The 25,420-nt window shown below is 70.4% G+C and carries 28 protein-coding genes; 15 read left to right on the top strand and 13 right to left on the bottom strand.

The window, feature by feature from the left end:
- Window positions 1-67 precede the first annotated feature (67 nt).
- From nucS to BLT28_RS21490, 3 genes are all read left to right on the top strand, one after another.
- Window positions 68-727, top strand: coding sequence for an endonuclease NucS (nucS, locus tag BLT28_RS21500; protein ID WP_030428961.1), 660 nt, complete (start codon window positions 68-70; stop codon window positions 725-727).
- 203 nt (window positions 728-930) lie between these two features.
- On the top strand, window positions 931-2,616 hold the full coding sequence (locus BLT28_RS21495; protein ID WP_156050821.1) for a sodium:solute symporter family protein: 1,686 nt from the start codon (window positions 931-933) through the stop codon (window positions 2,614-2,616).
- Window positions 2,617-2,633: 17 nt separating this feature from the next.
- Window positions 2,634-2,918 carry a hypothetical protein gene (locus tag BLT28_RS21490; protein WP_030428963.1) on the top strand — a complete coding sequence of 95 codons (285 nt, stop codon included), beginning with the start codon at window positions 2,634-2,636 and terminating at the stop codon, window positions 2,916-2,918.
- Here the strand turns inward: BLT28_RS21490 and BLT28_RS21485 are convergent.
- On the bottom strand, window positions 2,915-3,058 hold the full coding sequence (locus BLT28_RS21485) for a hypothetical protein (RefSeq protein WP_156050794.1): 144 nt from the start codon (window positions 3,056-3,058) through the stop codon (window positions 2,915-2,917). The two genes, BLT28_RS21490 and BLT28_RS21485, sit on opposite strands and share 4 nt — an antisense overlap.
- Before the next feature lie 170 nt (window positions 3,059-3,228).
- Here BLT28_RS21485 and BLT28_RS21480 point away from each other — a divergent pair, with 170 nt between their 5' ends.
- Window positions 3,229-4,221, top strand: coding sequence for a DUF3558 domain-containing protein (locus BLT28_RS21480; RefSeq protein ID WP_162184825.1), 993 nt, complete (start codon window positions 3,229-3,231; stop codon window positions 4,219-4,221).
- A gap of 101 nt (window positions 4,222-4,322) precedes the next feature.
- A complete protein-coding gene (locus BLT28_RS21475; protein ID WP_030428966.1) occupies window positions 4,323-5,813 on the top strand; it encodes an aldehyde dehydrogenase family protein in 1,491 nt (496 codons plus the stop codon).
- 4 nt (window positions 5,814-5,817) lie between these two features.
- On the opposite strand, the gene BLT28_RS21470 is transcribed toward BLT28_RS21475, so the two are convergent.
- Window positions 5,818-6,822, bottom strand: a complete 1,005-nt coding sequence (locus BLT28_RS21470) for an ABC transporter substrate-binding protein (RefSeq protein WP_030428967.1) — start codon at window positions 6,820-6,822, stop codon at window positions 5,818-5,820.
- Window positions 6,823-6,967: 145 nt separating this feature from the next.
- On the opposite strand from BLT28_RS21470, the gene dhaK reads away from it, so the two are divergent.
- The 7 genes from dhaK to BLT28_RS21435 all read left to right on the top strand — a co-directional run bounded on the left by dhaK (window position 6,968) and on the right by BLT28_RS21435 (window position 13,884).
- Window positions 6,968-7,969, top strand: coding sequence for a dihydroxyacetone kinase subunit DhaK (dhaK, locus tag BLT28_RS21465; protein ID WP_030428968.1), 1,002 nt, complete (start codon window positions 6,968-6,970; stop codon window positions 7,967-7,969).
- Window positions 7,970-8,596 (top strand): dihydroxyacetone kinase subunit DhaL, encoded by a 627-nt coding sequence (gene dhaL / locus BLT28_RS21460; protein ID WP_030428969.1) that lies wholly within the window; start codon window positions 7,970-7,972, stop codon window positions 8,594-8,596.
- 13 nt (window positions 8,597-8,609) lie between these two features.
- Window positions 8,610-9,353 carry a dihydroxyacetone kinase phosphoryl donor subunit DhaM gene (gene dhaM / locus BLT28_RS21455; RefSeq protein ID WP_052407178.1) on the top strand — a complete coding sequence of 248 codons (744 nt, stop codon included), beginning with the start codon at window positions 8,610-8,612 and terminating at the stop codon, window positions 9,351-9,353.
- 15 nt (window positions 9,354-9,368) lie between these two features.
- Window positions 9,369-10,295, top strand: coding sequence for a DUF3558 domain-containing protein (locus BLT28_RS21450; RefSeq protein WP_030428971.1), 927 nt, complete (start codon window positions 9,369-9,371; stop codon window positions 10,293-10,295).
- A 17-nt stretch (window positions 10,296-10,312) separates the two neighbouring features.
- Window positions 10,313-11,407, top strand: a complete 1,095-nt coding sequence (locus tag BLT28_RS21445) for a hypothetical protein (RefSeq protein ID WP_156050798.1) — start codon at window positions 10,313-10,315, stop codon at window positions 11,405-11,407.
- A 138-nt stretch (window positions 11,408-11,545) separates the two neighbouring features.
- On the top strand, window positions 11,546-13,357 hold the full coding sequence (locus tag BLT28_RS21440) for a 3-hydroxyacyl-CoA dehydrogenase family protein (protein WP_269459600.1): 1,812 nt from the start codon (window positions 11,546-11,548) through the stop codon (window positions 13,355-13,357).
- 50 nt (window positions 13,358-13,407) lie between these two features.
- Window positions 13,408-13,884, top strand: a complete 477-nt coding sequence (locus tag BLT28_RS21435) for a pyridoxamine 5'-phosphate oxidase family protein (RefSeq protein WP_030428974.1) — start codon at window positions 13,408-13,410, stop codon at window positions 13,882-13,884.
- A gap of 33 nt (window positions 13,885-13,917) precedes the next feature.
- On the opposite strand, the gene BLT28_RS21430 is transcribed toward BLT28_RS21435, so the two are convergent.
- From BLT28_RS21430 to BLT28_RS21415, 4 genes are read right to left on the bottom strand one after another with little or no spacing between them, the layout of a single operon-like run.
- The gene (locus BLT28_RS21430; protein WP_030428975.1) at window positions 13,918-14,130 is read right to left on the bottom strand and encodes an FmdB family zinc ribbon protein; all 213 of its coding nucleotides are present in this window, start codon (window positions 14,128-14,130) and stop codon (window positions 13,918-13,920) included.
- 4 nt (window positions 14,131-14,134) lie between these two features.
- Window positions 14,135-14,926 (bottom strand): aminoglycoside N(3)-acetyltransferase, encoded by a 792-nt coding sequence (locus BLT28_RS21425; protein ID WP_043811076.1) that lies wholly within the window; start codon window positions 14,924-14,926, stop codon window positions 14,135-14,137.
- A gap of 14 nt (window positions 14,927-14,940) precedes the next feature.
- Entirely contained in the window at window positions 14,941-15,861 is a 921-nt protein-coding gene (locus BLT28_RS21420; RefSeq protein ID WP_030428977.1) for a phosphotransferase, read from the bottom strand.
- A gap of 29 nt (window positions 15,862-15,890) precedes the next feature.
- On the bottom strand, window positions 15,891-16,718 hold the full coding sequence (locus BLT28_RS21415; RefSeq protein ID WP_030428978.1) for an NAD(P)H-binding protein: 828 nt from the start codon (window positions 16,716-16,718) through the stop codon (window positions 15,891-15,893).
- Between the two features lie 98 nt (window positions 16,719-16,816).
- Here BLT28_RS21415 and BLT28_RS21410 point away from each other — a divergent pair, with 98 nt between their 5' ends.
- The 3 genes from BLT28_RS21410 to BLT28_RS41425 all read left to right on the top strand — a co-directional run bounded on the left by BLT28_RS21410 (window position 16,817) and on the right by BLT28_RS41425 (window position 18,224).
- Entirely contained in the window at window positions 16,817-17,191 is a 375-nt protein-coding gene (locus BLT28_RS21410; protein ID WP_043811149.1) for a winged helix-turn-helix transcriptional regulator, read from the top strand.
- A gap of 32 nt (window positions 17,192-17,223) precedes the next feature.
- Window positions 17,224-17,730, top strand: a complete 507-nt coding sequence (locus BLT28_RS21405) for a helix-turn-helix domain-containing protein (RefSeq protein WP_030428980.1) — start codon at window positions 17,224-17,226, stop codon at window positions 17,728-17,730.
- 212 nt (window positions 17,731-17,942) lie between these two features.
- Window positions 17,943-18,224, top strand: a complete 282-nt coding sequence (locus tag BLT28_RS41425; RefSeq protein ID WP_052407179.1) for a nucleotidyl transferase AbiEii/AbiGii toxin family protein — start codon at window positions 17,943-17,945, stop codon at window positions 18,222-18,224.
- A gap of 18 nt (window positions 18,225-18,242) precedes the next feature.
- Here the strand turns inward: BLT28_RS41425 and BLT28_RS21395 are convergent, their stop codons facing one another.
- The 7 genes from BLT28_RS21395 to BLT28_RS21365 form a co-directional block, all read right to left on the bottom strand.
- Window positions 18,243-19,706 carry an aminopeptidase P family protein gene (locus BLT28_RS21395; RefSeq protein ID WP_081900211.1) on the bottom strand — a complete coding sequence of 488 codons (1,464 nt, stop codon included), beginning with the start codon at window positions 19,704-19,706 and terminating at the stop codon, window positions 18,243-18,245.
- Between the two features lie 57 nt (window positions 19,707-19,763).
- Window positions 19,764-20,756, bottom strand: coding sequence for a proline racemase family protein (locus BLT28_RS21390; protein WP_030428983.1), 993 nt, complete (start codon window positions 20,754-20,756; stop codon window positions 19,764-19,766).
- Window positions 20,753-21,649 carry a dihydrodipicolinate synthase family protein gene (locus BLT28_RS21385; protein WP_030428984.1) on the bottom strand — a complete coding sequence of 299 codons (897 nt, stop codon included), beginning with the start codon at window positions 21,647-21,649 and terminating at the stop codon, window positions 20,753-20,755. Before BLT28_RS21385 ends, BLT28_RS21390 begins: the two co-directional genes overlap by 4 nt.
- A complete protein-coding gene (locus BLT28_RS21380; RefSeq protein WP_081900212.1) occupies window positions 21,646-23,046 on the bottom strand; it encodes an FAD/NAD(P)-dependent oxidoreductase in 1,401 nt (466 codons plus the stop codon). Before BLT28_RS21380 ends, BLT28_RS21385 begins: the two co-directional genes overlap by 4 nt.
- Window positions 23,043-24,188: an NAD(P)/FAD-dependent oxidoreductase gene (locus tag BLT28_RS21375; RefSeq protein ID WP_197684120.1), complete on the bottom strand. Its 1,146-nt coding sequence runs from the start codon at window positions 24,186-24,188 to the stop codon at window positions 23,043-23,045. Before BLT28_RS21375 ends, BLT28_RS21380 begins: the two co-directional genes overlap by 4 nt.
- Before the next feature lie 82 nt (window positions 24,189-24,270).
- On the bottom strand, window positions 24,271-24,882 hold the full coding sequence (locus BLT28_RS21370) for a helix-turn-helix domain-containing protein (RefSeq protein ID WP_197683883.1): 612 nt from the start codon (window positions 24,880-24,882) through the stop codon (window positions 24,271-24,273).
- Complete coding sequence (locus tag BLT28_RS21365) at window positions 24,882-25,415, bottom strand: GrpB family protein (protein WP_030428988.1); 534 nt, start codon at window positions 25,413-25,415, stop codon at window positions 24,882-24,884. Before BLT28_RS21365 ends, BLT28_RS21370 begins: the two co-directional genes overlap by 1 nt.
- Window positions 25,416-25,420 lie beyond the last annotated feature (5 nt).

The following is a 25,420-nucleotide window of genomic DNA, read 5'->3' as shown; positions in this document are numbered from 1 at the left end:
CGTCGAAGATCCTGATCCGTCCTCACCCGCGCGCACGCCCGACGCGGCGGCCCGTAGCCTCTTCGCCGTGCGTCTGGTCATCGCTCGTTGCCAGGTCGACTACGTCGGCCGCCTCACCGCCCACCTGCCCATGGCCCAGCGGCTGCTGCTGATCAAGGCGGACGGCTCGGTCTCGATCCACTCAGACGACCGCGCGTTCAAGCCGCTGAACTGGATGAGCCCGCCCTGCTGGCTGATCGAGGACCCCGGCACCTGGGTGGTGCAGAACAAGGCGGGCGAGAAGCTCGTGATCACCGTCGAGGAGGTGCTGCACGACTCCAAGCACGAGCTGGGCCCCGAGCCCGGTCTGCGCAAGGACGGGGTCGAGGCGCACCTGCAGGAGCTGCTGGCCGAGCACGTCACCACCCTCGGCGAGGGCTGGACGCTGGTGCGGCGGGAGTTCCCCACGGCGATCGGCCCGGTCGACCTGATGTGCCGGGACGCGGCCGGGGCCAGCGTGGCCGTGGAGATCAAGCGGCGCGGGGAGATCGACGGCGTCGAGCAGCTGACCCGCTACCTGGAGCTGCTCAACCGCGATCCGCTGCTCGCGCCGGTCCGCGGGATCTTCGCGGCGCAGATCATCAAGCCGCAGGCCAGGGTGCTCGCGCAGGACCGAGGGATCGAGTGCGTGACCCTCGACTACGACGCACTGCGCGGGATCGAGCCGGACGAGTTCCGCCTCTTCTGAATCCTTTTCGTGTCCTCCGCTCGGCGGGCTGTGCGCCGCGCCGGGGTCGGCTACTGTCCTCGAATTAGTGGGCGGTCACAACAAATTCGACACGGCGGCGACGTCGACTGTTCAGTTGCGCGCCGTCGTGCGGTAGCGTGCGCGCCGTTGCGATCGTGGTGATTGCTGTTCGAAGGTGTTGACTTGGGAGGTAGGGCGGCGTGATCGAACTCGCCAAGTCGTCGGGGCCCCTGCTCGATGCGAGCTGGCTGGACTACACGCTGCTCGGCGTGTACTTCGCGCTGGTGCTCGGCATCGGGTTCATGGCCCGGCGCTCCGTGTCCAGCAGCCTGGACTTCCTGCTCTCCGGGCGATCGCTGCCCGCGTGGGTGACCGGTCTGGCCTTCATCTCGGCCAACCTGGGCGCGCTGGAACTGCTGGGCATGACCGCCAACGGCGCGCAGCACGGCATTCCGACCGTGCACTACTACTGGATCGGCGCGATCCCGGCCATGGTCTTCCTCGGCCTGGTGATGATGCCGTTCTACTACGGCTCCAAGGTGCGCAGCGTTCCCGAGTTCCTGCGCCGCCGGTTCGGCCCGGGCGCGCACCTGGTGAACGCGCTGAGCTTCGCCGTGGCCCAGGTGCTGATCGCGGGCGTGAACCTGTTCGCGCTGGCGCTGATCATGGAGGCCCTGCTCGGCTGGTCCATCCCGGTGTCCATCGTGGTCGCCGCGGTGGTCGTGCTCACCTACACCACGCTCGGCGGCCTGTCGGCGGCGATCTACAACGAGGTGCTGCAGTTCTTCGTGATCGTGGCGGCGCTGCTCCCGCTGACCATCGTCGGCCTGGTCAAGGTCGGCGGCTGGCAGGGGCTGGTCGACAAGATCACCGCGAGTCCCGGGGGCGCCGAACAGCTCTCCGCCTGGCCCGCCACCGGCCTGACCGGGATCGGTGACGCCACGCTCAGCGTGATCGGCCTGGTCTTCGGCCTCGGCTTCGTGCTCTCCTTCGGCTACTGGACGACCAACTTCGCCGAGGTGCAGCGCGCCATGTCGGCCAAGAGCATGTCCGCGGCCAAGCGCACCCCGATCATCGGCGCCTACCCGAAGGTGCTGATCCCGGCCATCATCGTGATCCCCGGCATGATCGCCGCGGTCGCGGTTCCGGAGATCGCCGCGCTGAAGCAGGGCGCCGCCCCGGCGGGCGTCGAGTACAACAACTCGATCATGTACCTGATGCGCGACCTGCTGCCGAACGGCTTCCTGGGCATCGCGCTCGCCGGTCTGCTCGCGTCCTTCATGGCCGGTGTCGCGGCCAACGTCAGCTCCTTCAACACGGTCTTCACCTACGACCTGTGGCAGAGCTACGTGCGCAAGGACCGGCCGGACGAGTACTACCTGCGGATCGGCCGCCTCGCCACCGTCGGCGGCATGGTCGTGGCGATCTTCACCGCGTTCATCGCCTCCGGCTACGGCAACATCATGGACTACATCCAGACGCTGTTCTCGTTCTTCAACGCGCCGCTGTTCGCCACGTTCATCCTGGCGATGTTCTGGAAGCGGATGACGCCGGCGGCGGGCTGGATCGGCCTGGTGGCGGGAACGCTCGCCGCGGTGGCGGTGGACCGGCTGGTCGCGGCCGAGGTGCTCAGCCTGTCCGGCCAGGGCCCGGCGTTCGTCGGCGCGGGCGCGGCGTTCGTGGTGGACATCGTGGTCAGCGTGGCGGTCTCGCTGGTCACCAAGCCGAAGCCGGAGAAGGAACTGGTCGGCCTGGTCTACAGCCTCACGCCCAAGGCGGACCGCGCGCACTCGGTCACCGGTGAGGACGCCGGGTGGTACCGCTCGCCGACCGTGCTCGGCGTCGGCGTGCTCGGGCTGACCGTCGTGCTGAGCCTGTTGTTCATCTGAGCCGGAGGAGAGCGACCATGACTTCGCAGTCCAAGAAGGCGGGCCTGTTCGACCTCCGCCTGATCATCGCGCTGCTGTTCGGCGTCTACGGGGTGGTGCTGACGATCACCGGTCTCGGCTTCACCACGGCCGAGGAGATGCAGAAGGCGGCCGGGATCAACGTCAATCTGTGGGCCGGGCTGGGCATGCTCGTCACGGCGGCGATCTTCGCCGTCTGGGCGAAGGCGCGGCCGGTCGTCGTGCCCTCGGAGTTCGCCGACGACGCCGATGGCGCCGGCGAACCGGGGCGCCCCGGTCACTAGCGGCGGTCGCTGCCCCGGTAGGGGTAGACCGGGTTGAAGGCCTCCACGGTCCAGTCGTCGATCCACCGGACCGCGCGGCCGAGACCGGTGCGGACCGGCCTGCGCCGGGCCGAGCGGGCGCTCTGCCTGGTCTGGCGCATGTGTTCCACCTCCTGGTGCGATGTGCTGGGTACTTCCACCCAGTACATCGCCCCGGGCATCTGTATCGTTCCCGAACCGCTCCGTGACATCGCGCACGCTCGGTATCGAATCGGCGCTGATCATGAGGTTCCCTGCACGCGCCCGGAACCGGGTCGCTACCGTGCACCTCGTGCGCAGCCCAGCCAGAACCGCGTGGTCGGCCCTCGCCCTGTCCGCGGCGTTCCTGCTCGCCGGATGCGGGAACCAGGCCGACCTGGCCAAGGTCACCCACCCGAGGACCGTCGTTCCCGCCAAGGTGGCGCAGAAGCCCCAGCCCAACACGCCGCCGCGCCCGGTCGAGCCCGCGTTCGCGTCGGAGCGGCTGCGCGCGGTCGACCCGTGCCAGCTGATGGACACCCCCACGCTGTCCCAGTTCGGGGTGCCCGCCACCAGCCGGATGGTGGCGCTCGCCGACTGCGCCAACTACATGAAGGACGGCAGCGGCAAGCGGCTGAGCATCACCCTGCGCCTCGGTCAGAACGTGACCCTCCTCGACACCGCCAAGACGACCAAGGTCGGCGGTCTCACCACGGTCGAGTCGACGTCGACCACCACGTGCTTCGTCAAGTCGATCACCCAGGAGGGCTCCTCGGTGATCGGCATCGTGGCCCAGGTCGACTACGAAGGCGACTCCTGCGACGTCGGCAGGCGGCTCAACGAGACGGTGATCAACCGCATCCGGACCAACCCGCCGCTGCGCGCGCAGGACAACAAGGGCACGCTGACCGTCGTCGACCCGTGCACGGTCTTCCCCGCGGTGACCGCGACCGAGCTGGTCGGCGGCACGCCGAGCCTCTACCCCTCGGACATGTACCGCTGCACCTGGCGGCGGGACAGCCTGGCCTTCGGGATCGAGTTCAACGACGCCACCGACCCCAAGGACAGCAGCCTCAACAAGAAGGCGCAGGTGGTGACCATCGACGGGATCACCGGCTACCAGCGCAAGGAAGACAGCTACAACGCCTCCTGCCGGATCGAGTGGCTGCACAAGGCCACCACCGGCGGCAGGGGCGAGGTCGTCACGGTCAACTTCGACAACAACAAGAAGGGCGTCGAGGTCGACGTCTGCGCCAAGGCCACGACCGTGGTGAAGGCGCTGCTGCCCAAGCTGCCCAAGCCGTAGCGCCTGCTGTGTGACCGGTCACAGAGGGTCTCCCGCTGGCCCCGAAGTGTTGCGTACTGTTTGGTAACCGAAAGGTTTTCTGAACGGACGGGGAGAGCGCGATGAGCCGAGCCGTGTCCCAGCAGGCCGACGAGCAGTGGTTCACCTCCCTGGATCCGCGCACCGCCGAGGTGATCGGCAGGCACCGGGTGCACTCGCCGATCGAGGTCCGCGCCGCGGTCACCCGCGCGCGCACGGCCTCGGCCTGGTGGGGCGGTCTCGACCACGCCGAGCGCAAGCGGAGGCTGGACGCCTGGCGCGCCCTGATCCTGCGCAGGCTCGACGACATCACCGAGCTGGTCTGCGCCGAGACCGGCAAACCGCTCGACGACGCCCGGCTCGAACTCGTCCTGGTGGTCGACCACCTGCACTGGGCCGCGCGCAACGCGGAGAAGGTGCTGCGGCGGCGCCGCGTCTCCCCGGGCAGGCTGATGTTCAACCAGGCGGCCACGGTGGAGTACCTGCCGCTCGGTGTCGTCGGCGTGATCGGGCCGTGGAACTACCCGGCGTTCACCCCGATGGGATCGATCGCCTACGCGCTCGCCGCGGGCAACACCGTGGTGTTCAAGCCCAGCGAGCTGACCCCCGGCGTCGGTGAGTGGCTCGCCTCGACCCTCGCCGAGGTCGTGCCCGAGCAGCCGGTCCTGACCGTCGTCACCGGCTTCGGGGCCACCGGTGCCGCGCTCTGCCGCTCCGGCGTGGACAAGGTCGCGTTCACCGGCTCCACCGCCACCGGCAAGCGCGTGATGGCGGCCTGCGCCGAGTCGCTGACCCCGGTGCTGGTGGAGTGCGGCGGCAAGGACCCGCTGATCGTGGACGCCGACGCCGACCTGGAGGCCGCCGCGGAGGCCGCCGTGTGGGGCGGGATGTCCAACGCCGGGCAGACCTGCGTCGGCGTGGAGCGCGTCTACGTCGTGGACTCCGTCGCCGACCGCTTCACCGAGCTGGTCGTGCGCCGCGCCCGCAAGCTCAAGCCCGGCGGCCAGCCCACCGCGCACCTCGGCCCGATCACCATGCCCGAGCAGGTCGGCGTGATCCGCTCGCACATCGCCGACGCGCTCGACAAGGGCGGTCGCGCGGTGGTCGGCGGCCTCGACTCCGTCCGCCCGCCGTACGTGGAGCCCGTGGTGCTCGTCGACGTGCCCCAGGACTCCTCGGCCGTCACCGAGGAGACCTTCGGACCGACGCTCACCATCAAGCGGGTGTCCGATGTGGACGAAGCCGTCGAGCTGGCCAACGCGACCGACTACGGCCTCGGCGCGACCGTGTTCTCCCGCTCCCGCGGCCCCGAGCTGGCCCGCCGCCTGCGCTGCGGCATGGTCTCGATCAACGGCGTCGTCTCCTTCGCGGGCATCGCCGCGCTGCCCTTCGGCGGCGTCGGCGACTCGGGCTTCGGCCGCATCCACGGCGCCGACGGCCTGCGCGAGTTCGCCCGCCCCCAGTCGGTGACCCGTCGCCGCTTCTGGGCGCCGCTGCAGCCGAACACCTTCGCCCGCTCCAGCGGCACCCTCCGCCGCCTCGTCCGCCTCGTCCGCGTCCTCTACCGCCGCTGACCCGTCACAGCAGGCCGTCGAGGTCGGTGAGGACCTGGTTGGCGGCCATCACGCCGAGGCCGAGGAACCAGGTCTCGTCGGAGACCGGGCGGACGTTGCCCGCCTTCACCGCGCCGAGCTGCTTCCAGACCTGGCCGCCGAGGACGTCGGCCTGCTGGGTCTTGGCCGGGTCGCCGTAGGAACCGGTGTAGATGCGGTCGGCGTCGGCCTTGCCGATCTGCTCCGTGCTGACTTCGACGGCGAGGTCCTCGACCTGCTGGGTGGCCGGGCGGGGCAGACCCGCGTCGATCAGGATGGTGCCGATGAACGACTTCGCCGCGTAGAGCCGGATCCGGCCGGGCATGAAGCGGACCATGGAGATGGTGGGGCGCTTGCCGAGCCGCTGTTCCGCGCGGGCGCCGATCTCCTTGGCGCGGCGGGTGTAGTCGGCCAGCTGGGCATCGGCGTCGGCGGTGCGGTCCAGCGCCGCGGCGTTCAGCCGGAAGTTCTCCTTCCAGGTGAAGCCGGGGCGGAGGCTGAACACGGTCGGGGCGATCTCGGCCAGCTTCGGGTAGAGCTGCTCGGCGCGCAGGCGCGAACCGAGGATCAGGTCCGGCCGGAGCGCCTTGATCGCCTCCAGCTTCAGCGTGTTGACGGTGCCGACGTTGGCCGGGTCGCCCGCCTTGCCCGCGAGGTAGCCGGGCATGACGGGGGAGCCCTCGGTGAAGGCGACCCCGACCGGCTTGACGCCCAGCGCGACCACGTTGTCCAGCTCGCCGCCGTCGAGCACGATCACCCGTTCCGGGCGCTTCTGCAGCGCGGTGCTGCCCATGGCGTGCTTGATGGTGCGCGGGAAGACCCCGGGCGCGGCGTCGGTGCCGAACTTGGCGCTCTCCTCGGCGGCCTTGGCGAACTCGGAGCCGCCGACCGCGACCGCGGGCTGCCCGCCTGGGGGTTTGCCTGTCGCGCACGCGCCGAGGAGGAGGGCGAGCGCCACAACGGCGGCGGTGACAGTGCTCTTGCTGCGCACGGAGGACTCCTTCTGCACCGGAAGTTAGGGGAGGCTAACCAATGGGCGTGATCAACACCAGCGGCGCGTGTGCTTTCCCACTGCGGTCGCATCGGGGTATCAATGCTGTGCGGCACGCGTTCCCGGGCGGGCAAGGAGGGCTGCGGTGAAGAAGATCATCAATGATCCGGCGGCGGTGGTCGCCGAGGCGCTGCGCGGCATGGCCGCGGCCCATCCGGACCTGCTCACCGTCCGCACCGACCCCGCGGCGATCCTGCGCGCCGACGCCCCGGTCGCCGGGCGCGTCGCGGTCGTCTCCGGCGGCGGCTCCGGGCACGAGCCGCTGCACGGCGGTTTCGTCGGCCCCGGGATGCTGCACGCCGCGTGCCCGGGACCGGTGTTCACCTCGCCGACCCCCGACCAGGTGCAGGCCGCGATCGAGGCGGTGCACGGCGGGGCGGGCGTGCTGCTGATCGTGAAGAACTACACCGGCGACGTGCTCAACTTCGAGACCGCGGCCGAGTTCGCCGTGGCCGAGGGGATCGACGTCCGCACCGTCCTGGTCGACGACGACGTCGCGGTGAAGGACTCGCTCTACACGGCGGGCAGGCGCGGCGTCGGCGGCACGCTCATCGTCGAGAAGATCGTCGGCGCGGCCGCCGAGCGCGGGGCGGACCTGGACACCTGCGAGGAGCTGGCGCGCCGCGTGGTCGCGGGCACCCGCTCCCTCGGCATGGCGCTCACCGCGTGCACGGTCCCGCACGTCGGCGAGCCGAGCTTCACCCTGGCCGAGGACGAGATGGAGATCGGTATCGGCATCCACGGCGAACCCGGGAGGGAGCGCCTGCCGCTGGAGCCCGCCGACGGCATCGTGCGCCGCCTGGTCGACGCGATCACCGAGGACCTGCCCTTCGCCGAGGGCGATCGGGTGCTGCTGTTCACCAACTCGATGGGCGGCACGCCGCAGCTGGAGCTCTACCTGGCGCACGGGATCACCGAGCGGCTGCTCGCCGAGCGCGGGATCACCGTGGAACGCAGACTGGTCGGGCCCTACGTGACCAGCCTGGAGATGCAGGGGATGAGCCTGACGCTGTGCGGGCTCGACGACGAGTTGATCGACTTGTGGGACGCTCCGGTGCACACTGCCGCGCTGCGTTGGGGGTGCTGAATGGGTTGCTCCGTCGAGGAGGTCACCGCCGCGGTCCGGGCGGCGGCCGAGATCGTCCGCGCGCACCGGGACGAGCTGGTCGAGCTGGACCGCGAGATCGGCGACGGTGACCACGGCGAGAACCTGCACCGGGGGTTCACCGCGGTGCTGGCCAAGCTCGACGGCGGCGGCTTCGACGGCCCGGCGTCGGTGCTGAAGGTGACCGCGACGACGCTGATCTCCACGGTCGGCGGGGCGGCGGGACCGCTCTACGGGACGGCCTTCCTGCGCGCGGCCACGGCACTCGGGAACGCGTCCGAAGTGGACGGTCCACTGGCCGCGAAGGCGATCGCCGCCGCGCTCGAAGGCGTGGTGGCGCGCGGGAAAGCGGCTCCCGGGGACAAGACGATGGTCGACGCGCTCACCCCGGCCGTTGCCGCCGCGCAGTCCACTGTGGACGCGGGGGTGCTCGCGGTGCTGCGGGCGGCCGCGGACGCGGCCGAGGACGGCGCCGCCTCGACGGTTCCGCTCGTCGCGCGCAAGGGGCGCGCCTCCTACCTGGGCGAACGCAGCGCGGGGCACCTCGATCCCGGTGCTCGGTCCACCGCGGTGCTGCTGCGCGCGCTGGCCGAGGCCGCAGGACAGTGAGAAGGAGCGGTTGGTGAGAGTCGGCCTGGTCATCGTCTCGCACAGCGCCGCGCTGGCGGCGGGTGTGGCGGAGCTGGCCGCCCAGATGGCCCCCGACGTTCGGATCATGCCCGCCGGTGGCACCGCGGACGGCGGACTCGGCACGGACTTCGACTGCGTGTCCTCGGCACTGGAGCGGGCCGACTCCGGCGCCGGGGTGGTGCTGCTCTACGACCTCGGCAGCGCGCAGATGACCGCGGAACTGGCCGTCGAGTCGCTCACCACGCCGATCCGCGCCATCGTCGCCGACGCACCGCTGGTCGAGGGCGCGGTCGCCGCGGCGGTGTGCGCGCAGGGCGGCGCCGACCTGGACGCGGTGGGCTCGGCGGCCGCCATGGCGCACGCCTTCGTGCAGGGCGAGGCCTTCGACGAGATGGAGCTCGACCGGCACGTCTACGGCGAGGGCGACGGCCTGCTGGAGCGCACCGTCGTGCTGCGCAACGAACTCGGCCTGCACGCCCGGCCCGCCGCGCTCACCGCCCGTGCGGTCGCCGAGCTAGACGCCGAGGTCTCGATCCGGCACGGCGAGCAGGAGGTCGACGCGCGCAGCGTGCTCGCGCTGATGGGCCTGGGCGCGCGAGGCGGCGACGAGTTACTCGTCCGGGCGGTTGGCCGGGACGCGCGCAACGCCGTCGACACCCTGACTGAGCTGCTCGGATCCGGATTCGGCGAAGAGCACCGACCGGGTGCGGCTCCCGGGCGGGGGCCGGCGGGCTGACCTAGTGTCGGCCGCATGGGGTTCGGGGGAATCTGCGTCGCGGGCGCACTGCTGCTCGGCGGCACGGCCTGCGCTGCGCCGCAGGGGAACGAGCCGGTCGCGGCGCCCGGCGTGATCACCGACTGGCATCGCGTCGACCCGTGCGGCTTCGTCGATCCCGCTCTTCCCGGTCGCTACGGCAGACCACCGGAGCGCATCGAGCCGATCGACTTCAACGCCTGCGAGATCCCGGTGGCCCAGCCCGCGGGCGGCACGATCTACCTCGGCGTGCTCACCGACAACCGGCTCACCGACGAGCGGGAGCTGACCGGGCTCGGCACCGCGTTCACCCGCCACGGCGCACTGCGCGTGGCCAGGCCGATGCCCTACGAGGACACCTGTTCGGCGCACGTCGTCTTCCCGGACCTGCGCTACGTCGAAGTGAACGCGGTTCCCAAGGACGGCGCCAAAGCCGACTCCTGTGCCATCGCGGCCGCGCTCGCGGACTCCGTTGTTTCCTCGGTGCAGCAAGGGAAGTACCGATTCTTCGCCGCTTCGCCGAGTTCGTGGCTGCACGTCGATCCGTGCGAGCTGCTGACCTCGGAACAGGCCGCTGTCGTCGCGGGAGCTGTTGAACCCAGGCATGGTCCCAACCGGCACAACTGTCGTTGGGGCGCAAGCGAACCCGACTACACGGGGGTCGTGCTGAACATCGGCGTGAGCGCAGAACGGCTCACCGACGTCCGGGACGTCGCCGGGCGGGCGACCCAGGTCCGCGCCGAGCCTGCCGTCGCGCCGCTGCCGCCGGGCTGCCGGGTCAACGCGCAGCACATCGGTTTCGCTGGTGACAAGGTCGAAACGATCGCGCTGATCGTGTTCGCGGACCGGGAACAGCGGTGGTTGTGCGCCACCGCCCTCGACCTTGCGGCACGGGTGTGGCCGAGGCTGCCCCGCACCCCGTGAAGCTCTAGCATGCCGCCATGTCCAGCTGGGGGTCTCGTTTTCTCGTCACCTTCGCGGTGGCGTCGATGGCGTTGTCGGCCGGTTGCGCTGCCTCGGTGACCGGCGAACCTGCACCCGCTCCTGGAGCGGAGGAACAGGCGAAGAAGAACAAGAGCAGGATCGACGCGGGCAGCGGCCCCGTCACCGGTTTGGGTGGCACCGAACTGGCCGCGCGCAAGGACCTCGACCCGTGCGCGTTGTTCCCGAAGGACAGCCAGGACAAGCTCGGCAGGCCGGTCAAGTACGTCGGCGGCGCCTCCAAGGTGGACCTCTGCGTCGTCGGCCTCGAGGTCTGGGAGGGCGAGGGCCCCAAGGAGGGTGAGGACGAGAAGACCGCGCCGACCCTCGGCGTCGTCGACATCGAACTGGACGCCGGCATGGTGTTCCAGAGCGAAGAGCGCGCAGGCATGGGGAGCAGGGGCAAGCTGACCAAGGAGACCCGCGACGACGTGGAGGTCTACTCCGCGGAGGAACCGCGGATCTGCACGCGTCGGCTCGTCTTCAAGGACAAGTCGATGGTCAACGTCCAGGTCACGACGAGGAACAACGACACCCGTGCCGAGCCGTGCGAATCCGCGGAGACCGTGGTGTCCAGCGTGCTGAAGGTGCTGCGCTCCGGGCCCGTCGCGCGTCGCACGCTGCCCGCGAACTCGTTGCTGAACGTCGACGTCTGCGGGCTGGTGCCGGCCGAGGCGGTCACGGCGGCGCTCGGCTCGACCCCGCCGCGCCAGCCGGGCACGAGCATCCGCAACTGCATGTTCACCAACAATCCCAACGACATCAGGGCGGACGCCCTCATCGTGGACGTGGTGACCGACCTCGTCGCCAGGCCGGGCGATCCGATGGTCAAGGAGATCCCGCCGATCGGGGGCAGGCCCGCCACCACCACCCAGCTGCCGTTCGGCACACCGGCGCCGTGCACCGTCGAGGTGACCCACATCCCGTTCGACCCGGTCCCGGGGAAGAAGGAGACGCTCGGCGTCGTGGTGGTCAGCTCGGCCGGGCGCGAGGCGGCCTGTCAGAAGGCGCGCGCGGCGGCCGAGGTGATCGTCCCCAAGCTGCCCGCCATGTGACTCTCCGCGCTCGCCGTGGCGAAGCTCACGGCGCCCACCTCGCCGAACATGGCACTATCACGTCAAGTTACCGGCGCGTAGCGTGCTCAGCGTTCGACCCAGAGCGCTCCGGTTCCCCGATGACGTGGGAGGTCAGCCGTGGCTCGCGAGTTCTCGTCCGAAGATCCGCTTGCGGGATCGAGCATCGACACCGTCGGAGTTGTCGGACTCGGCACCATGGGTGCGGGCATCGCGGAGGTGCTCGCCCGCACAGGACTGCGGGTCGTGGCGGTGGAGCTCGACGAGGACGCGGTGCGGCGCGGACGCGCGCACCTGGAGCACTCCACGGCGCGCGCGGTCAAGGGGGACAAGCTCTCCAGCGGTGACCAGAGCGAGCTGCTCAGCAGGATTCGGTACACCACAACGCTTTCCGATCTCGCCGAGGTAGACCTGGTGATCGAGGCGGTCCCGGAGCGGATGGAGCTCAAGGCGGAGATCTTCGCCGAGCTGGACCGCGTGTGCCGCCCCGAGGTGGTCCTGGCGTCGAACACCTCCTCGCTGTCGGTGACCGAGCTGTCGGTGGTCACCAAGCGACCGGGCAAGGTCGTCGGGATGCACTTCTTCAACCCGGCCCCCGTGCTGAAGCTGGTCGAGGTGGTGCGCACGGTGGTCACCGAACCCGACGTGATCACCGACGTGGTCGCGTTCGTGGAACGGCTCGGCAAGGTGCCGGTGGTGATCGGCGACCGCGCCGGGTTCATCGCCAACGCGCTGCTGTTCGGCTACCTCAACCACGCCGTGCGGATGTTCGAGTCGCGCTACGCCTCGCGCGAGGACATCGACGCGGCGATGCGCTTCGGCTGCGGCTACCCGATGGGACCGTTGCAGCTGCTGGACCTCATGGGCCTGGACACCGCGTACGAGATCCTCGACACGATGTACCACCAGTCGCGGAACCGGCTGCACGCGCCCGCTCCGGTGCTGAAGCAGATGATCACGGCAGGCCTGCTCGGGCGGAAGTCCGGGCGCGGCTTCTACACCTACGACGACGTCGACTCGCCGGTCGTCGTGCCGGACGCGCAGACACCGGCCGACGTCGTGCAGGGCGGCCGGGTGCGCGAGGTGCAGCACGTGGGCGTGGTCGGCACGGGCACCATGGCGACCGGCATCGTCGAGGTGTTCGCCAAGGCGGGCCACGACGTGGTGATGCGGGCGCGCAGTGAGGTCAAGGCGAACGCGGCACTGGAGACCGTGCGGCGGTCGCTGGACAAGGCCGTGCTGCGCGGGAAGCTCACCGAGGAGAAGCGCGACGCCGCCCTCGCGCGCGTGCGCATCACGACGAACTTCGACGACTTCGCCGAGTGCGACCTCGTGGTCGAGGCCGTCGCCGAGGAGCTGGAGGTCAAGAAGGCCGTTTTCGGCGCGCTGGACGAGGTGTGCAAGCCGGGCGCGGTGCTCGCGACGACGACCTCCTCGCTGCCGGTGATCGAGTGCGCCGCGGCGACCTCGCGCCCGTCGGACGTGGTGGGGCTGCACTTCTTCAACCCCGCCCAGGTGATGAAGCTGGTCGAGGTGGTGCACACGATCTCGACGTCGCCGGACGTGCTCGCGACGGCGCGCGCGGTCTGCGTGAAGCTCGGCAAGCACGCGGTGAGCTGTGGCGATCGCGCCGGGTTCATCGTCAACGCGCTGCTGTTCCCGTACCTCAACGACGCCGTGCGGATGCTGGAGGCGCACTACGCCGACGCCGACGACATCGACGGCGCGATGACCATCGGCTGCGGCCTGCCGATGGGTCCGTTCGCGCTGCTGGACGTGGTGGGGCTGGACGTGGCGCTGGCCATCCAGCGGGAGCTGTACCTGGAGTTCCGCGAGGCCGGGTTCGCCCCCGCCCCGCTGCTGGAGCACCTGGTGACCGCCGGGCGGCTGGGGCGCAAGACCGGAAAGGGGTTCCGCGACTACAGCCGGTAGCCGCCCGATCCGGAAAGTGACTGTCAGGGGTCTGTTCTAGCTTCGGCGGCATGGCAACTTGGTCGGACGTCGAAGCCTCCGCGCCGCAGTTCGCGCGGCGGGTCAAGGAGAGCTTCGACGCGTACACGAACAAGACGTTGGCGACGCTGCGCCGGGACGGATCACCCAGGATCAGCGGCATCGAGGTCGAGTTCGTCGACGGGCAGCTGTGGCTCGGCGCGATGTGGCGGTCCCGCAAAGCGCTCGACCTGCAACGCGATCCGCGCTGCGCGGTGCACAGCGGAACGGGGAACGGCGGCGAGTCCTGGACCGGCGACGCCAAGTTCTCCGGTACCGCGGTGGAGGTCACCGACCCGGTGCGCCACAGGGAGATCAGCGACGCGAGCGCGGGCGAGGCGCCCCCGGGCCCGTCGCACCTGTTCTGCCTCGACATCGACGAGGTCGTGCACACGCGGGTCGAGGACAACCGGCTCGTCATCGAACTGTGGACGGAAGGGGGTGGTCTGCGCCGCATGGAACGCCAGTAGCCACCCGGATCCCGGGGCGGCCCGAGGCGCGGGTCAGCCGCAGCAGCCTCCGCCACAGCAACCCCCGCCGCCACCCGCGGGAGCCGCCACCGCGCTCGCGGACCCGGCGAGGCCGACCGTGGTCAGCAGTTTCACCGTGTCCTCGTGACCTGCGGGGCAGCGGGCGGGGTCGGAGGCCGCGCTCATCGGGCGCTTCACCTCGAAGGTGCCGGAACACTCCCGGCAGCGGAACTCGTACGTCGGCATGCGCCTATTGTGCTGTGCCCCGCCGCTCGGCCGCGAGCAGTTCGGTGAGGCGGGCGACCGCGAATGCCAGGAGCGGCCTGGCGGGGACGAGCACGCAGGCGGCGTTCCCGACGGTGGCTGCCCGGATTCGCGCGTGCTGCTCGAACTCGCGGCCGATCGCGGGGAAGTGCGTCCCGTTGTCGTGCCCGACGTCCAGGGTCTCGACCCACACCCGCTCCCCGCCGAGGCCCACCGGGAAGCGACGGACCTTCAGCCTGGGCGCCGGGGTCAGCGACTCCGCGTGGTGCAGGAAGCTGTTGCGCTCATGGCCCACACCGATCAGCAGGATCCGCGCGTCCAGGTCGTGCAGGCGCGCGAACGGCGAGTCCCGTCCGAGGGCGAAGCCCAGCGGCTGGTGGCTGACGATCTCCGCCGCACGGGCTCCGACAGCGGCCACGGACGCCTGGGGGTGGGAGCTGCGGACGCTGCCGGGACGGGTTCGCACGGCCTCGGCAACCGCTCCCATGGTGCTGGGCAGACCGGGATGGAACAGCGGCACGGCGTCGCGTCGCTCGCGCACCTCGTCGTCGGGCACACCGCTGTGCTCGGGAGCTGGGTCCGCGATGTGCGGCGTGAACGTCGGTGCCACGACTGTTCCTTCAGGACCGACGGCGGTGAGCAGGCTCTCCACGACCGTGCTCGCGCCGCCGTCGACCCGCCCGAGACTGGACAGCGACGAGTGCACGATCAGTGTCGTCCCGTCCGTCACGCCGACGCGGCGCCACCCGTCGACAAGATCGTCGTGGTGCAGGGGCACATCTCCTCCGCTTCTCACCCGAGTAGTTCGCTCACCCAGGACAGCACCGCGTCGCCTTGGGCCCGTTGGAACGCGCGCACGGTCGGCAGTCCCACCGGCGGTGGTTGGCGCGCGACGTCGAGGAAGAGCCCCGCGAACCCCACCAGGACCGCCACGACGTCGTCCGGATCGGCGTTCGCGGTGTGGCGGGCGAGCAGAGCGGTGGTGTCCGGTCCGCCGTGCAGCCGCACGTTCACCAACAGCATCAAGCGGTCCAGCCACTCCGCACCGCGGCTGGACCACGGCCAGTCGACCACCGTCACCGCGCCGTCCGCGCCCAACAGGATGTTGTCGGCGCGGATGTCCATGTGGACGAGCGCATCGCCGGTCGTCGCCGCCAAGCCGCGATCAGCCAGCTCGCACAACGTTTCCAAGCGCCGAGCGGCCCACGGGTCCAGGTCGTCGGGCGGGTCGGCGGAGATCCGTCGCCAGCCCGCGAACTCGTCCGCGAGTGCTTCCTCCACCTTGGGCAGGTCCGGAATCTGCGCTGTTGTCGGCACAGCGGCGAGTGCGTCGAGAACACGCTCCAGCTCGTCCGGCTTCCACGGTGTCGCCGGAAGGTGGCCTTCGATGTCCTCCAGCACCAGCGCCACCCAGTCGCCGTCGTCGAACGAGCCGAGCAGCCGCGGCGCGGGGACTTCTGGCGGAAGTGCGGCCGTCACTCGCGCTTCCTGACGGTGCAGGTGCGGCGTGAAGTCGTTCTGCGCGGCGCTCACGGCTTTGACGAACGCGCGCGCACCGCTCGCCGTGCGCACTCGGTCCGCAGTGCCCGGTGAGAACCCACCCGGCTGAGAGACGGCCTCGACCACCGGGCCGCCGACGATCTCCTCAACGGCCGCGCGGACCCGGGCGGGCAAATCCGCCCACCCGATCCGACCACGCTTGCCGACCGTCATGACAAGAGCCTGACACCTTGGTGCAACCGCTATTCGAACGCTGCGCGGTTGCGCACCGCCCACGCGGCGAACGTCTGGGCCGCGCGACCGGTGAGCCGTTCGACGTCGGGGCTTACTCGCTGCTCGGTCGCCGTCGGCTCGCCCAGGATGCCGAGCGTGCTCTCCACGACCGGCTCCGGCATGAACCGCAGCATCTGCGCCTTGGCGTCGGCCCGGCTCAGCTCCGTGAACTTCACCGGCTCGCCCAGCGCCTCGGCAATCGCCGCCACCTGCTGTCGCGGCGAGACCGCCTCCGGCCCGGTCAGCTCGTAGGTGCGTCCGCTGTGGCCGTCTTCGCGCAACACCAGAGCGGCCGCGGCGGCGATGTCGTCGGGGTCGATCGTCGGCAGCACCACGTCGGCGAACGGGGCGGCAGCCGCACGCTCCGCGCGGATCATGTCGGCCCACTGCAACGCGTTCGAGTGGAAGCCACCCGGCCGCAGCACTGTCCACTCCAGACCGGATTCCTTGAGCGCGTCCTCGAAGAGCGACGGATGGCGCAGTGTGCCAACCCCTTGCGAGGACAGCAGAACCGCTCGGCGGACGCCACTGTTCCGCGCGACCTCAAGAACCTCGCCGACACCGCTTCCGGTCGCGAGGAAGTCGGGGGAGGTCAGCAGGAACAGCGCAGTCGCCCCGTCGAGCACGGGCTTGAGCTGCTCCGGTTCGCTCAGATCGGCCCGCGCGTGCCGAACCCCCGCGGGGACGTCCTGCGCGGTGATCCGCCGGGAGACCGCGATCACCCGCTCACCAGTCGCCGCCAGCGCCCGCACGAGCGGTCGTCCTACGTTCCCCGTCGCTCCGGTCACCACGATCATCTTGTTCTCCGTCTCCGAGTTCCGTCGATGTCCCGGGGACGCTACTGTCCTGAAGCAAGTAGGTACCTAGAGGAAAGTATTGGATCGCAGGGGTGAAAGTGACTCAGGACACGGACGGAGCCCCGGAGAACGCGTGCCCGATCGCCCCGGTGGTCGACATCGTCTTCAGCCGCTGGACCACGCCGATCCTGTGGGCGCTCAACGAGTTCGGGCGGCAGCGCTTCGGCGAACTGGAACGCCGCATCACCACCATCACGCCCAAGGTGCTCACCCAGCGTCTGCGCCAGCTCGAACGCGACGGGCTCGTCGTGCGCACCTACCACGCCGAGGTACCGCCGCGCGTGGAGTACGAGATCAGCGACCTCGGCCGCAGCCTGTCCCCGGTCTTCGCCTCGCTCGCCGAGTGGTCGGTCAACCTCGGCGAGGTCGAACAGGCCCGCCAGGCCTACGACGGTCGGGCCCGACGCGCGTGACGTATTCGATCGGATACGTCACTGGTGGTCCCATGAGTGCGGGTCAGATGCTGCTTCGAGCGCGCAAGGAAGCGGGTCTCAGCCAGGAGGAGTTGGCTGAGCGGGTGGGGACCTCGCGTCCCACGCTGTCCGCGTACGAGCACGACCGCAAATCCCCGACCGTCGACACCATGGAGCGGATTCTGGCCGCCGCGGGCTTCCGGCTCGCTGTGGAGCCTGCGATCTCCTTCGTGGACCACGTCGTCTCGCGTGGACGCATCGCGACGGTTCCCACTCGGTTGCCGAGGTTCGAGCCGCGGAAGGCATTCGCGAAGGTCCGTCCGCTGTTGCACCTGAACTGGTCCCATCCCGGGAAGATCTCCGATCTCGCCGACCGCGGAGATCGCGGCCGACGTTATGAGGTGGTCCTCCGAGAGTGCGGTGCCGACGACACCCTGGAGCACGTCGATGGTGCGCTGCTCGTCGACCTGTGGCCGGAAATCGTTGTGCCCAGGGATATCCGTGCCCTGTGGGAGCCACTCATCCGGACGGCGCTCTAGGTGACCGCAGCACTTACCCCGTTTCAGGTCGAGCTCGCGCGGCTGTTCTTCGGGCTTCCCGCATCAGAAGGATTTCTGCTGGTGGGCGGCGCAGCGTTGATAACGCAGGAGTTGATCACACGGCCGACCGAGGACCTGGACTTCTTCACCGTGCGCGGAGCACAGGTCGCCGCTGCCCGCGACGAACTGGAAGTCGCGGTGTCCGACCGCGGATGGACGTTCCAGAGGGTCGCAAACTTGTTGCCCTCTTCGACAGGGCAGAGGCGCGAGACTTCGCTGACATCTATGTTCTCGCGGCGCGTCACGGAAAGGCACTGTTGCTTCAGCGAGCGGCTGAGGTCGATCAGGGATTCGACGAGTGGGTGCTCGCCGAGATGTTCCGTCTCCTGCCTCGCTGGAAGGACGCAGATATCGCGGTGCCGTCCGAAGAAGTGGGGACGCTCCGCGACTTCTTCGCCGACTGGGCGGCAGAGCTGGAGGCCCCGGGCGAGTGACCGGGGCCTCCTGAACGGTCAACGGAGCTGGGCGCGCACCCACTGTTCGACCTCGTCGGCAGCGATCGGCAGGGCGTCCGACAGCACGCGGGAGCCCTCCGGCGTGACCACGAGGTCGTCCTCGATGCGCACGCCGATGCCGCGCAGCTCCGGCGGAACGGTGAGATCGTTGGGGTGGAAGTACAGCCCCGGCTCCACGGTCAGCGCCATGCCCGCTTCCAGCTGCGCGTCCTGGTAGGTCTCCGCGCGGGCGTTGGCGCAGTCGTGCACGTCGAGGCCGAGGAAGTGGCCGACGCCGCAGACGATGTAGCGGCGGTGCTGCTGACCGTCGGGGTCGAGCGCCTGGTCGACGGACACGGGCAGCAGACCCCAGTCGTGCAGGCCCTCGGCGAGCACGCGCATGGCGGTGCGGTGGAACTCGCGGTAGTCGGCGCCGGGCTTGACCTCGGCCATGGACGCGATGTGCGCCTTGAGGACGAGGTCGTAGACCTGCCGCTGGGCGGAGCTGAACTCGCCGTTGACGGGGAAGGTCCGCGTGACGTCGGCGGTGTAGAGGGTGTCGACCTCCACGCCCGCGTCGAGCAGCAGCAGCGAGTCGTCGGGGACACCGCCGTCGGCGCGCACCCAGTGCAGGACGGGCGCGTGCGGGCCCGCGGCCACGATGGAGGCGTAGCCGACGCCGTTTCCGCTGGTCCTGGCCCTGCGGTCGAAGGTGCCCTGGAGCCAGCGCTCGCCGCCGCCCTTGATCGCGGCGGGCAGTTCGCCGGCGACCTCGGCGAACCCGAGGACGGTGGCGTCGACGGCGGCCTGGAGCTGGCCGATCTCCCAGTCGTCCTTGATCCGGCGCAGTTCGGCGACGGTGCGGCGCAGCGCGGCGGCCTGGACCGGGCCGACCGAGATCAGCGCGTCGAGCATCGGTTCGACGCCGGTGACGGCGATGACGCCGGGCAGGCGGCCGCGCAGCGCGACGGGCAGCTCCTCCAGCGGGCGGCAGCGCAGGCCGAGCGCGTCCGACCACTCCTTCATGCCCGGGACCGGGCCGATCCACAGCTCGCCGTCGCGGGCGTTGGCGAAGAAGTCGGGGTCGCCGGGGCCCGCGGGCTCGCGCAGGAACAGCTCGGCCGAGTGCCCGCCGTCGTGCGGGTGCATGACGAGCACGGCGCCCTCGGCGTTGCAGCCGGTCAGCCACGAGAAGTCGCTGTCGGGCCGGAAGTCGAAGTCGGTGTCGTTGGAGCGCACCGGGGCGCGGCCGGAGGCGATGGCGATCCGCAGACCGGGGAACTCGGTGCTGAGCCGGTCCCGGTGCGCCGCGGCGGCCTCGCGCGCCCCGGGGGTCAGGCGGACGGCGCGGTCGGCCGGACCCCAGCCGTCGCGCACGTACTCCCTGAAGCCCGAAGCGTCGACCAGACGGCTCGGATCACGGCGTGCCGAAGATCCGCTTGCGGGATCGAGCTTCCGTGCCGATCGTTCCTCGGCGTTCATGACACCTCCGTGTATCTGCGGTCGCCGGTTCACCGGCGCAACGACACCGTAACCGGATCAGAGGATGAATCCTCGGGGGAAGGGGTCGGTGGGGTCCAGCACGTACGTGGCGCGCGCGGTGATCCAGGCGCGGCCGGTGACCGTCGGGATGACCGCCTCTCTGGTGCCCAGTCGCACGGTGGAGAGCAGGCGGCCGGTGAAGCGGGTGCCGATGAAGGACTCGTTGACGAAGTCCTCGTCGACAGCCAACGAGCCGCGCGCGTGCAGCTGCGCCATCCTGGCGCACGTCCCGGTGCCGCAGGGCGAGCGGTCGAACCACCCGGGGTGGATCACCATCGCGTGGCGGGAGTGGCTGCCGTCCCGGCCGGGCGCGGTGAGCTGCACGTGCTTGCAACCGGAGATCGTCGGGTCGGTCACGTGCAGGGGACGCCGCTGTTCGTTGATCGCGTCCATGATGGACAGTCCAGCGGTCGTGATCGCGTCCTTGTCGTCGCGCGAGAGCGTGAACCCGAGCTGGTCGATCGGCAGGATCGCGTAGAAGTTGCCGCCGTAGGCCATGTCGTAGCGCACCTCGCCGAGACCGGGGACCTCGACGCGTGCGTCGAGCTCGTGCGCGTAGGCGGGCACGTTCTCGATCGTCACGTGCCTCGCCCTGCCCTCGGACACCGCGACCGAGGCCACGACGAGGCCCGCCGGGGTGTCGAGGCGGACCTGGGTGACCGGCTCGGTGACCTCGACCATGCCCTCTTCGACGAGAACCGTGGCCACACCGATGGTTCCGTGCCCGCACATGGGCAAGCAGCCGGAGACCTCGATGTAGAGCACGCCCCAGTCGGCGTCCGGGCGCGTCGGCGGCTGCAGGATGGCGCCGCTCATCGCCGCGTGCCCGCGCGGTTCGTTGACCAGCAGCTCGCGGATGTCGTCCAGGTGCGCCATGAAGTGCTCGCGCCGCTGCGCCATGGTGTCGCCGGGGATCGGGCCGACCCCGTCGGTGATCACGCGCGTCGGCATGCCCTCGGTGTGCGAGTCGATCGCGGTGAAGGACCTCAAGCCACTGCCCTCCGCAGGTCGGCGTCGAGCCGGGCGCGCTGGTCCGCGCTCAGCGGGCCGCGCGGTGGCCGGCAGGGACCGCCGAAGCGGCCGACGAGGTCCATGCCGTACTTGATGGCCTGGACGAACTCCACCCGCGAGTCCCACCGGAACGCCGCGACCATCGGTTCGTACAGCGCCCGTGCCTCGGCGACCTTACCTTGCCGCGCAAGGGAGAACAGCTGCGCGCATTCGGCGGGGAAGACGTTCGGGAAGCCCGCGAACCAGCCCGTCGCGCCCATCAGCAGCGACTCCAGCAGCACGTCGTCGGCCCCCGCGACCACGGCCAGCTCCGGCGCCAGCTCACGGATCTCCAGCACCCGGCGGACATCACCGCTGAACTCCTTCACCGCCACGACGTCGTCGATGGCGGCGATCTCCGCGAGCAGCGCGGGCGTCAGGTCGACCCTGGTGTCGATCGGGTTGTTGTAGACCATGACCGGCAGGCCCACGCTCGCCACCTGCTCGAAGTGGTCGATCACCTCGCCGGGGTTCGCGCGGTACATGGTCGGCGGCAGGCAGAGCACGCCGTCCGCCCCGTCCTCGGCCGCCGCCTCCGCCCAGTACCGGGCCTGGTGCGCGCCGGCCCCGTGCACGCCGACGACCACGACGCCTTGCGCGCCAACGGCTTCGATCGCCGCCCGGGCGACCGCCCTGCGCTCGGCGTCGGTGAGCGAGGAGTACTCGCCGAGTGATCCGTTCGGACCGACGCCGCGGCAGCCGTTGTCCACCAGCCACCGGCAGTGGTCGGCGTAGCGGTCCAGGTCGGGCCGCAGTCCGGCGGGTGCCGAGGAGTCCTCGGTGTAGGGCAGCGCGGTCGCCACGATCACGCCGTCGAGCCGGTCCTGGGTCATGCCGGGTCCTCCTCTGGTGTTTCGGCGAGCTCGCCGAGCCGGACGGGCGCGGCGATCGGGCGGCGGACGGCCTCGGGGATTCCGGTCAGCTCGGCGACCGCGCGTCCGCACATGCGGCCTTGGCAACGGCCCATCCCGACACGGCTGACCAGTTTGAGGCTGCGCAGATCCGATGCGCGCCGCTGCTCCACCGCCTGCTGCAGCGCGCCAAGGCGGACGTTCTCGCAGCGGCAGATGACGGTGTCCGGAGCCAACCAGGTCCGCCAGCCAGCCTGAACCGGATGCGCTTCCGCCAGCGCCGCGGCGAATTTCCGTCCTCTATGGACAGCTTGGAGAATGCCCTGTGGCACGACGCCTCCGGCCGCAACTGTTCCCGCGATTTCGCCTTCTGCCGCGGCGAGGTCGGCGCCACCGATGCCCGTGATCTCCCCGGCGGCGAAGATGCCCGCGACAGAGGTCCGCTGCGCGCGGTCGACCTCGACGAAGCCATCAAGGACACGACATCCCACGGCGACGGCGAGGTCGAGCTGCGGCACGAACCCGAAGCCGACGCACACCGCATCGACTTCGACACGCCGCTCCGATCCGGGAACGACGTTCCAAGCCCCGTCGAGCTTCGCGGTGGTGACCTCCGTGACGCGGTCTTCACCGTGTGCTGCGATGACGGTTCTCTTTGTGCGGTAGGGAATTCGGTGCTTTGCGAGCACGGCGGCGTACCTGGCCAGCTCCGGGAGTTTGCTTCGACCCGCGAAGGCTCCGCGCAGCCAGCGCATCGGTGAGTTCGCTTCGAGTACACCGAGCACCCGGGCGCCGACGCCCACCAACGACTCCGCGACGGGGAGCAGGAAAGGGCCTGTTCCTGCCAGCAATACGCGCTGCCCCACAGCGAGACGCCTGCTCTTCGCGAGAGCCTGGGCAGCGCCGGCCGTGCAGATCCCGGGCAGATCCCAGCCAGGAAAGGGGATCGCCCGGTCGTATGCGCCCGTCGCCAGGATCAGGGCCTTGGCGTCCAGGACCGCGGCGACGCGATTCGGCGCATCGAGCGGGCCGCTTCGCAGGTGCAGCCGATTGCCCGGCTCGATAGCCCACACGACGGTGTTGGCGAGGTGCTGAACACCGGGAATGCCAACGTAAGAGGAGTCGATGGCCTGGCGGCCGTACTGGCCGCCGAGCAGGGGAGCCGAGTCGATCAGCGTGACGTTGGCGCCGTTGGCGACCGCAGCCTTGGCAGCCGCCACACCGGCCGGTCCCGCTCCGACGACGGCGATGTCCGTGGTGCGAGGCGACGAGAACGCGGTGGCATCGGGAACATGTTGGCACGCGCGGACATTGAGCGGCGGCTGGACGCAGCCGTGGCAGACACCGATGCCGCAGAAGAAGCCTTCAGGGATCGTCATGGCTGTCTGTCCACTCGAAACGGTACGGGGTCCACGTGCGGAGCCTGACCGGTGAACAGCTCGGCGAGAAGCTGACCGGTCGCCGCGGCGAGGCCGATTCCCGCGCCCTCGTGACCCGTCGCGTGCCACAAGCCGGGCAACCGATGATCTTCGCCGATGACGGGGAGGTGATCGGGTGCGTAAGGCCGAAAACCGCCGTATGAGCGCATGATCTGCACGTCTGCGAGAAACGGGAAGAGCCGCACAGCCTTGCGCGCGAGCTCGCGGAGGACTTCGACGCGCAGGCTGTCATCGAAGCCGACGCGCTGTCTGCTGGAGCCGACGAGCACTGTGCCCGCCTGTGTGGATTCCACGACGGTCGAGGTCTGGAGATCAGCGTCGCCGCTGGCGACTGCGCCCACGTAATCAGCGTCATAAACCTTGTGCCGCACGGTGTTCGGTGGCAGCGGCACTGTCACGAGCACCACCCCACGGCGTGGCTGGATGTCGATGGCGGCTCCCGCCGCGCGTGAGAAAGCGCCTGACCACGGGCCGCATGCATTGACCACCGCGCCGCACGGGATGCTGTTGTGCTTGGTGCGCAAGGCTTTGATAGTCCCGTTCGTGGAGCGGTCCACGCCCAGTGCCTCGGTGTGGCCCCGGACCTCGCCGCCTCGCTTGCGCACAGCGGCGAGCAACGTCGTCGTCGCGAGAACCGGTTGCAGCTGTGCGTCTTCGGGGTAGTGGACCGCTGCGGCGATCTCCTTGGTCAGGCGCGGTTCGAGTTCGATGGCCTCGTTTGCGGTGATGCGGCGCGCGTCGACGCCTGCGTCGCGCTGAGCGGTGGCGAAGTCCGTCAGCGGTTGCGCCGAGGCCGACGTCGTAGCGACGACCAAGCCGCCCTTGGGTTCCCATTCCACCTCAGCGACGGTTGGACCGAGTTCGTCACGCAGCTCCGCCAGGAGCGTGGGCCAGCGGCGTCGGGACGCCTGCGCCAGCACGAGCTCCGGACCGGGTTCCTTGTCCGAGACGAGCACGTTGCCCTCGCCCGCCGCCGTGGTCCCGGCCGCCGGGGCGCCGCGATCGAGCACGAGCACTCCGATCCCGCGAGCGGTCAGCGCCTCGGCGCACGCGGCGCCGATCACTCCCGCGCCAACGACCACCACGTCGGGATGGGCCACGGAACCTCCGCGCGTCGTTCAGTTAAATGAACGATCGGAGCGTAGGCAGGTCGACCGGCCAGGGTCAATGGTGGGCGCCGAACTGCACCGGTCCAGCCGTCGCCGGGTACTCCAGCAGCAGCACCGAGGTCACCGGACCGTCGACCGCCTCGTAGACGTGCGGCTGCTGCGCCGGGAAGCACACGTAGTCCCCCGGGCCGAGCGTGTACGGCGCGTCCGCCGGGCCGACGCGGAGAAAGCCCGACGTCACAACGGTGTGCTCGCGTCCTGGATGGCCGGTCGAACGCTGCGTCCGCCCGGGCCGCACGCGCTGGTCGTACAGCTCGAAGACCGTCTCCGAGACGTCCACCCGGCGCAGCATGCGGAGGTCGACGGCGTCCCCGCTGAGCACGTCGAGCCCGGCGGAGCGGATCAGCACGACGTCCTGCGCCACGCGCTCGGTCAGCAACGACGACACCGGGACGTCGAGAGCGTTCGACAAACTGAACACGGTCTCGATGGTGGGATTGCCGGTTCCGGACTCCAGCTGGGAGAGCGTGCCCTTGGCGATCTCGGAGCGCCGCGCCAGCTCGGACAGCGACAGCCCGCGTTGCTCCCTCAGTGCGCGCAGGTTCGCCGCGAGCACCTGACCAGCTTGTTCCCGGACCACCGAGTCTCCTCCAGCCTCCTCGAACATCAGTCCGCCCAGACTGGCACCTTCGGCATCCCGCGGGCGAGCCGGGCGGCGTCCACCAACTCCTGGATCAGCTCGGTCTTGGCCTTGGTGTACTCGAAGCTGTCCGTCAGCTCCGCCGCCAGGCGCTTCTTCAGCGCGCCGTAGCGCTCGGCGTCCGCGGAGTGCGTGCGCAGCCAGTCGCGCAGCAGCAGCTCAAGGAACTCGGGCAGCTCCTCCTCGGGCACCACGTGCAGGTGGTGCGTGCGCTGCCCGTCGACCTCGCGGTGGAGGAACAGCCGCCCAGTCATGCCGGTGTCCATCGGGACGTAGCCGTGCGGGCGCATCGCCTCGGCGACGGCGGGTCCGTCCGCGTCCACCGAGCGCACGCCCGCCGCGATGTCGATCGTCGGCTTGGCCGCGAGACCGGGCACCGCCGTGCTGCCGATGTGCTCGATGGTGAGCACCCGGTCGCCGCAGGCGGCACGGACCAGAGCCCGCGCCGCTTCGAACCGCTCCGGCCACGCCGGGTCGTACTCGATGATCTTGATGCCCATTCCCG

This window comes from Allokutzneria albata, assembly GCF_900103775.1.
In the GTDB taxonomy this organism is placed as follows: Bacteria; Actinomycetota; Actinomycetes; order Mycobacteriales; family Pseudonocardiaceae; genus Allokutzneria; species Allokutzneria albata.
The sequence above is the reverse complement of the archived record's forward strand: the minus strand, read 5'-3'. Positions and strand labels throughout refer to the sequence as shown.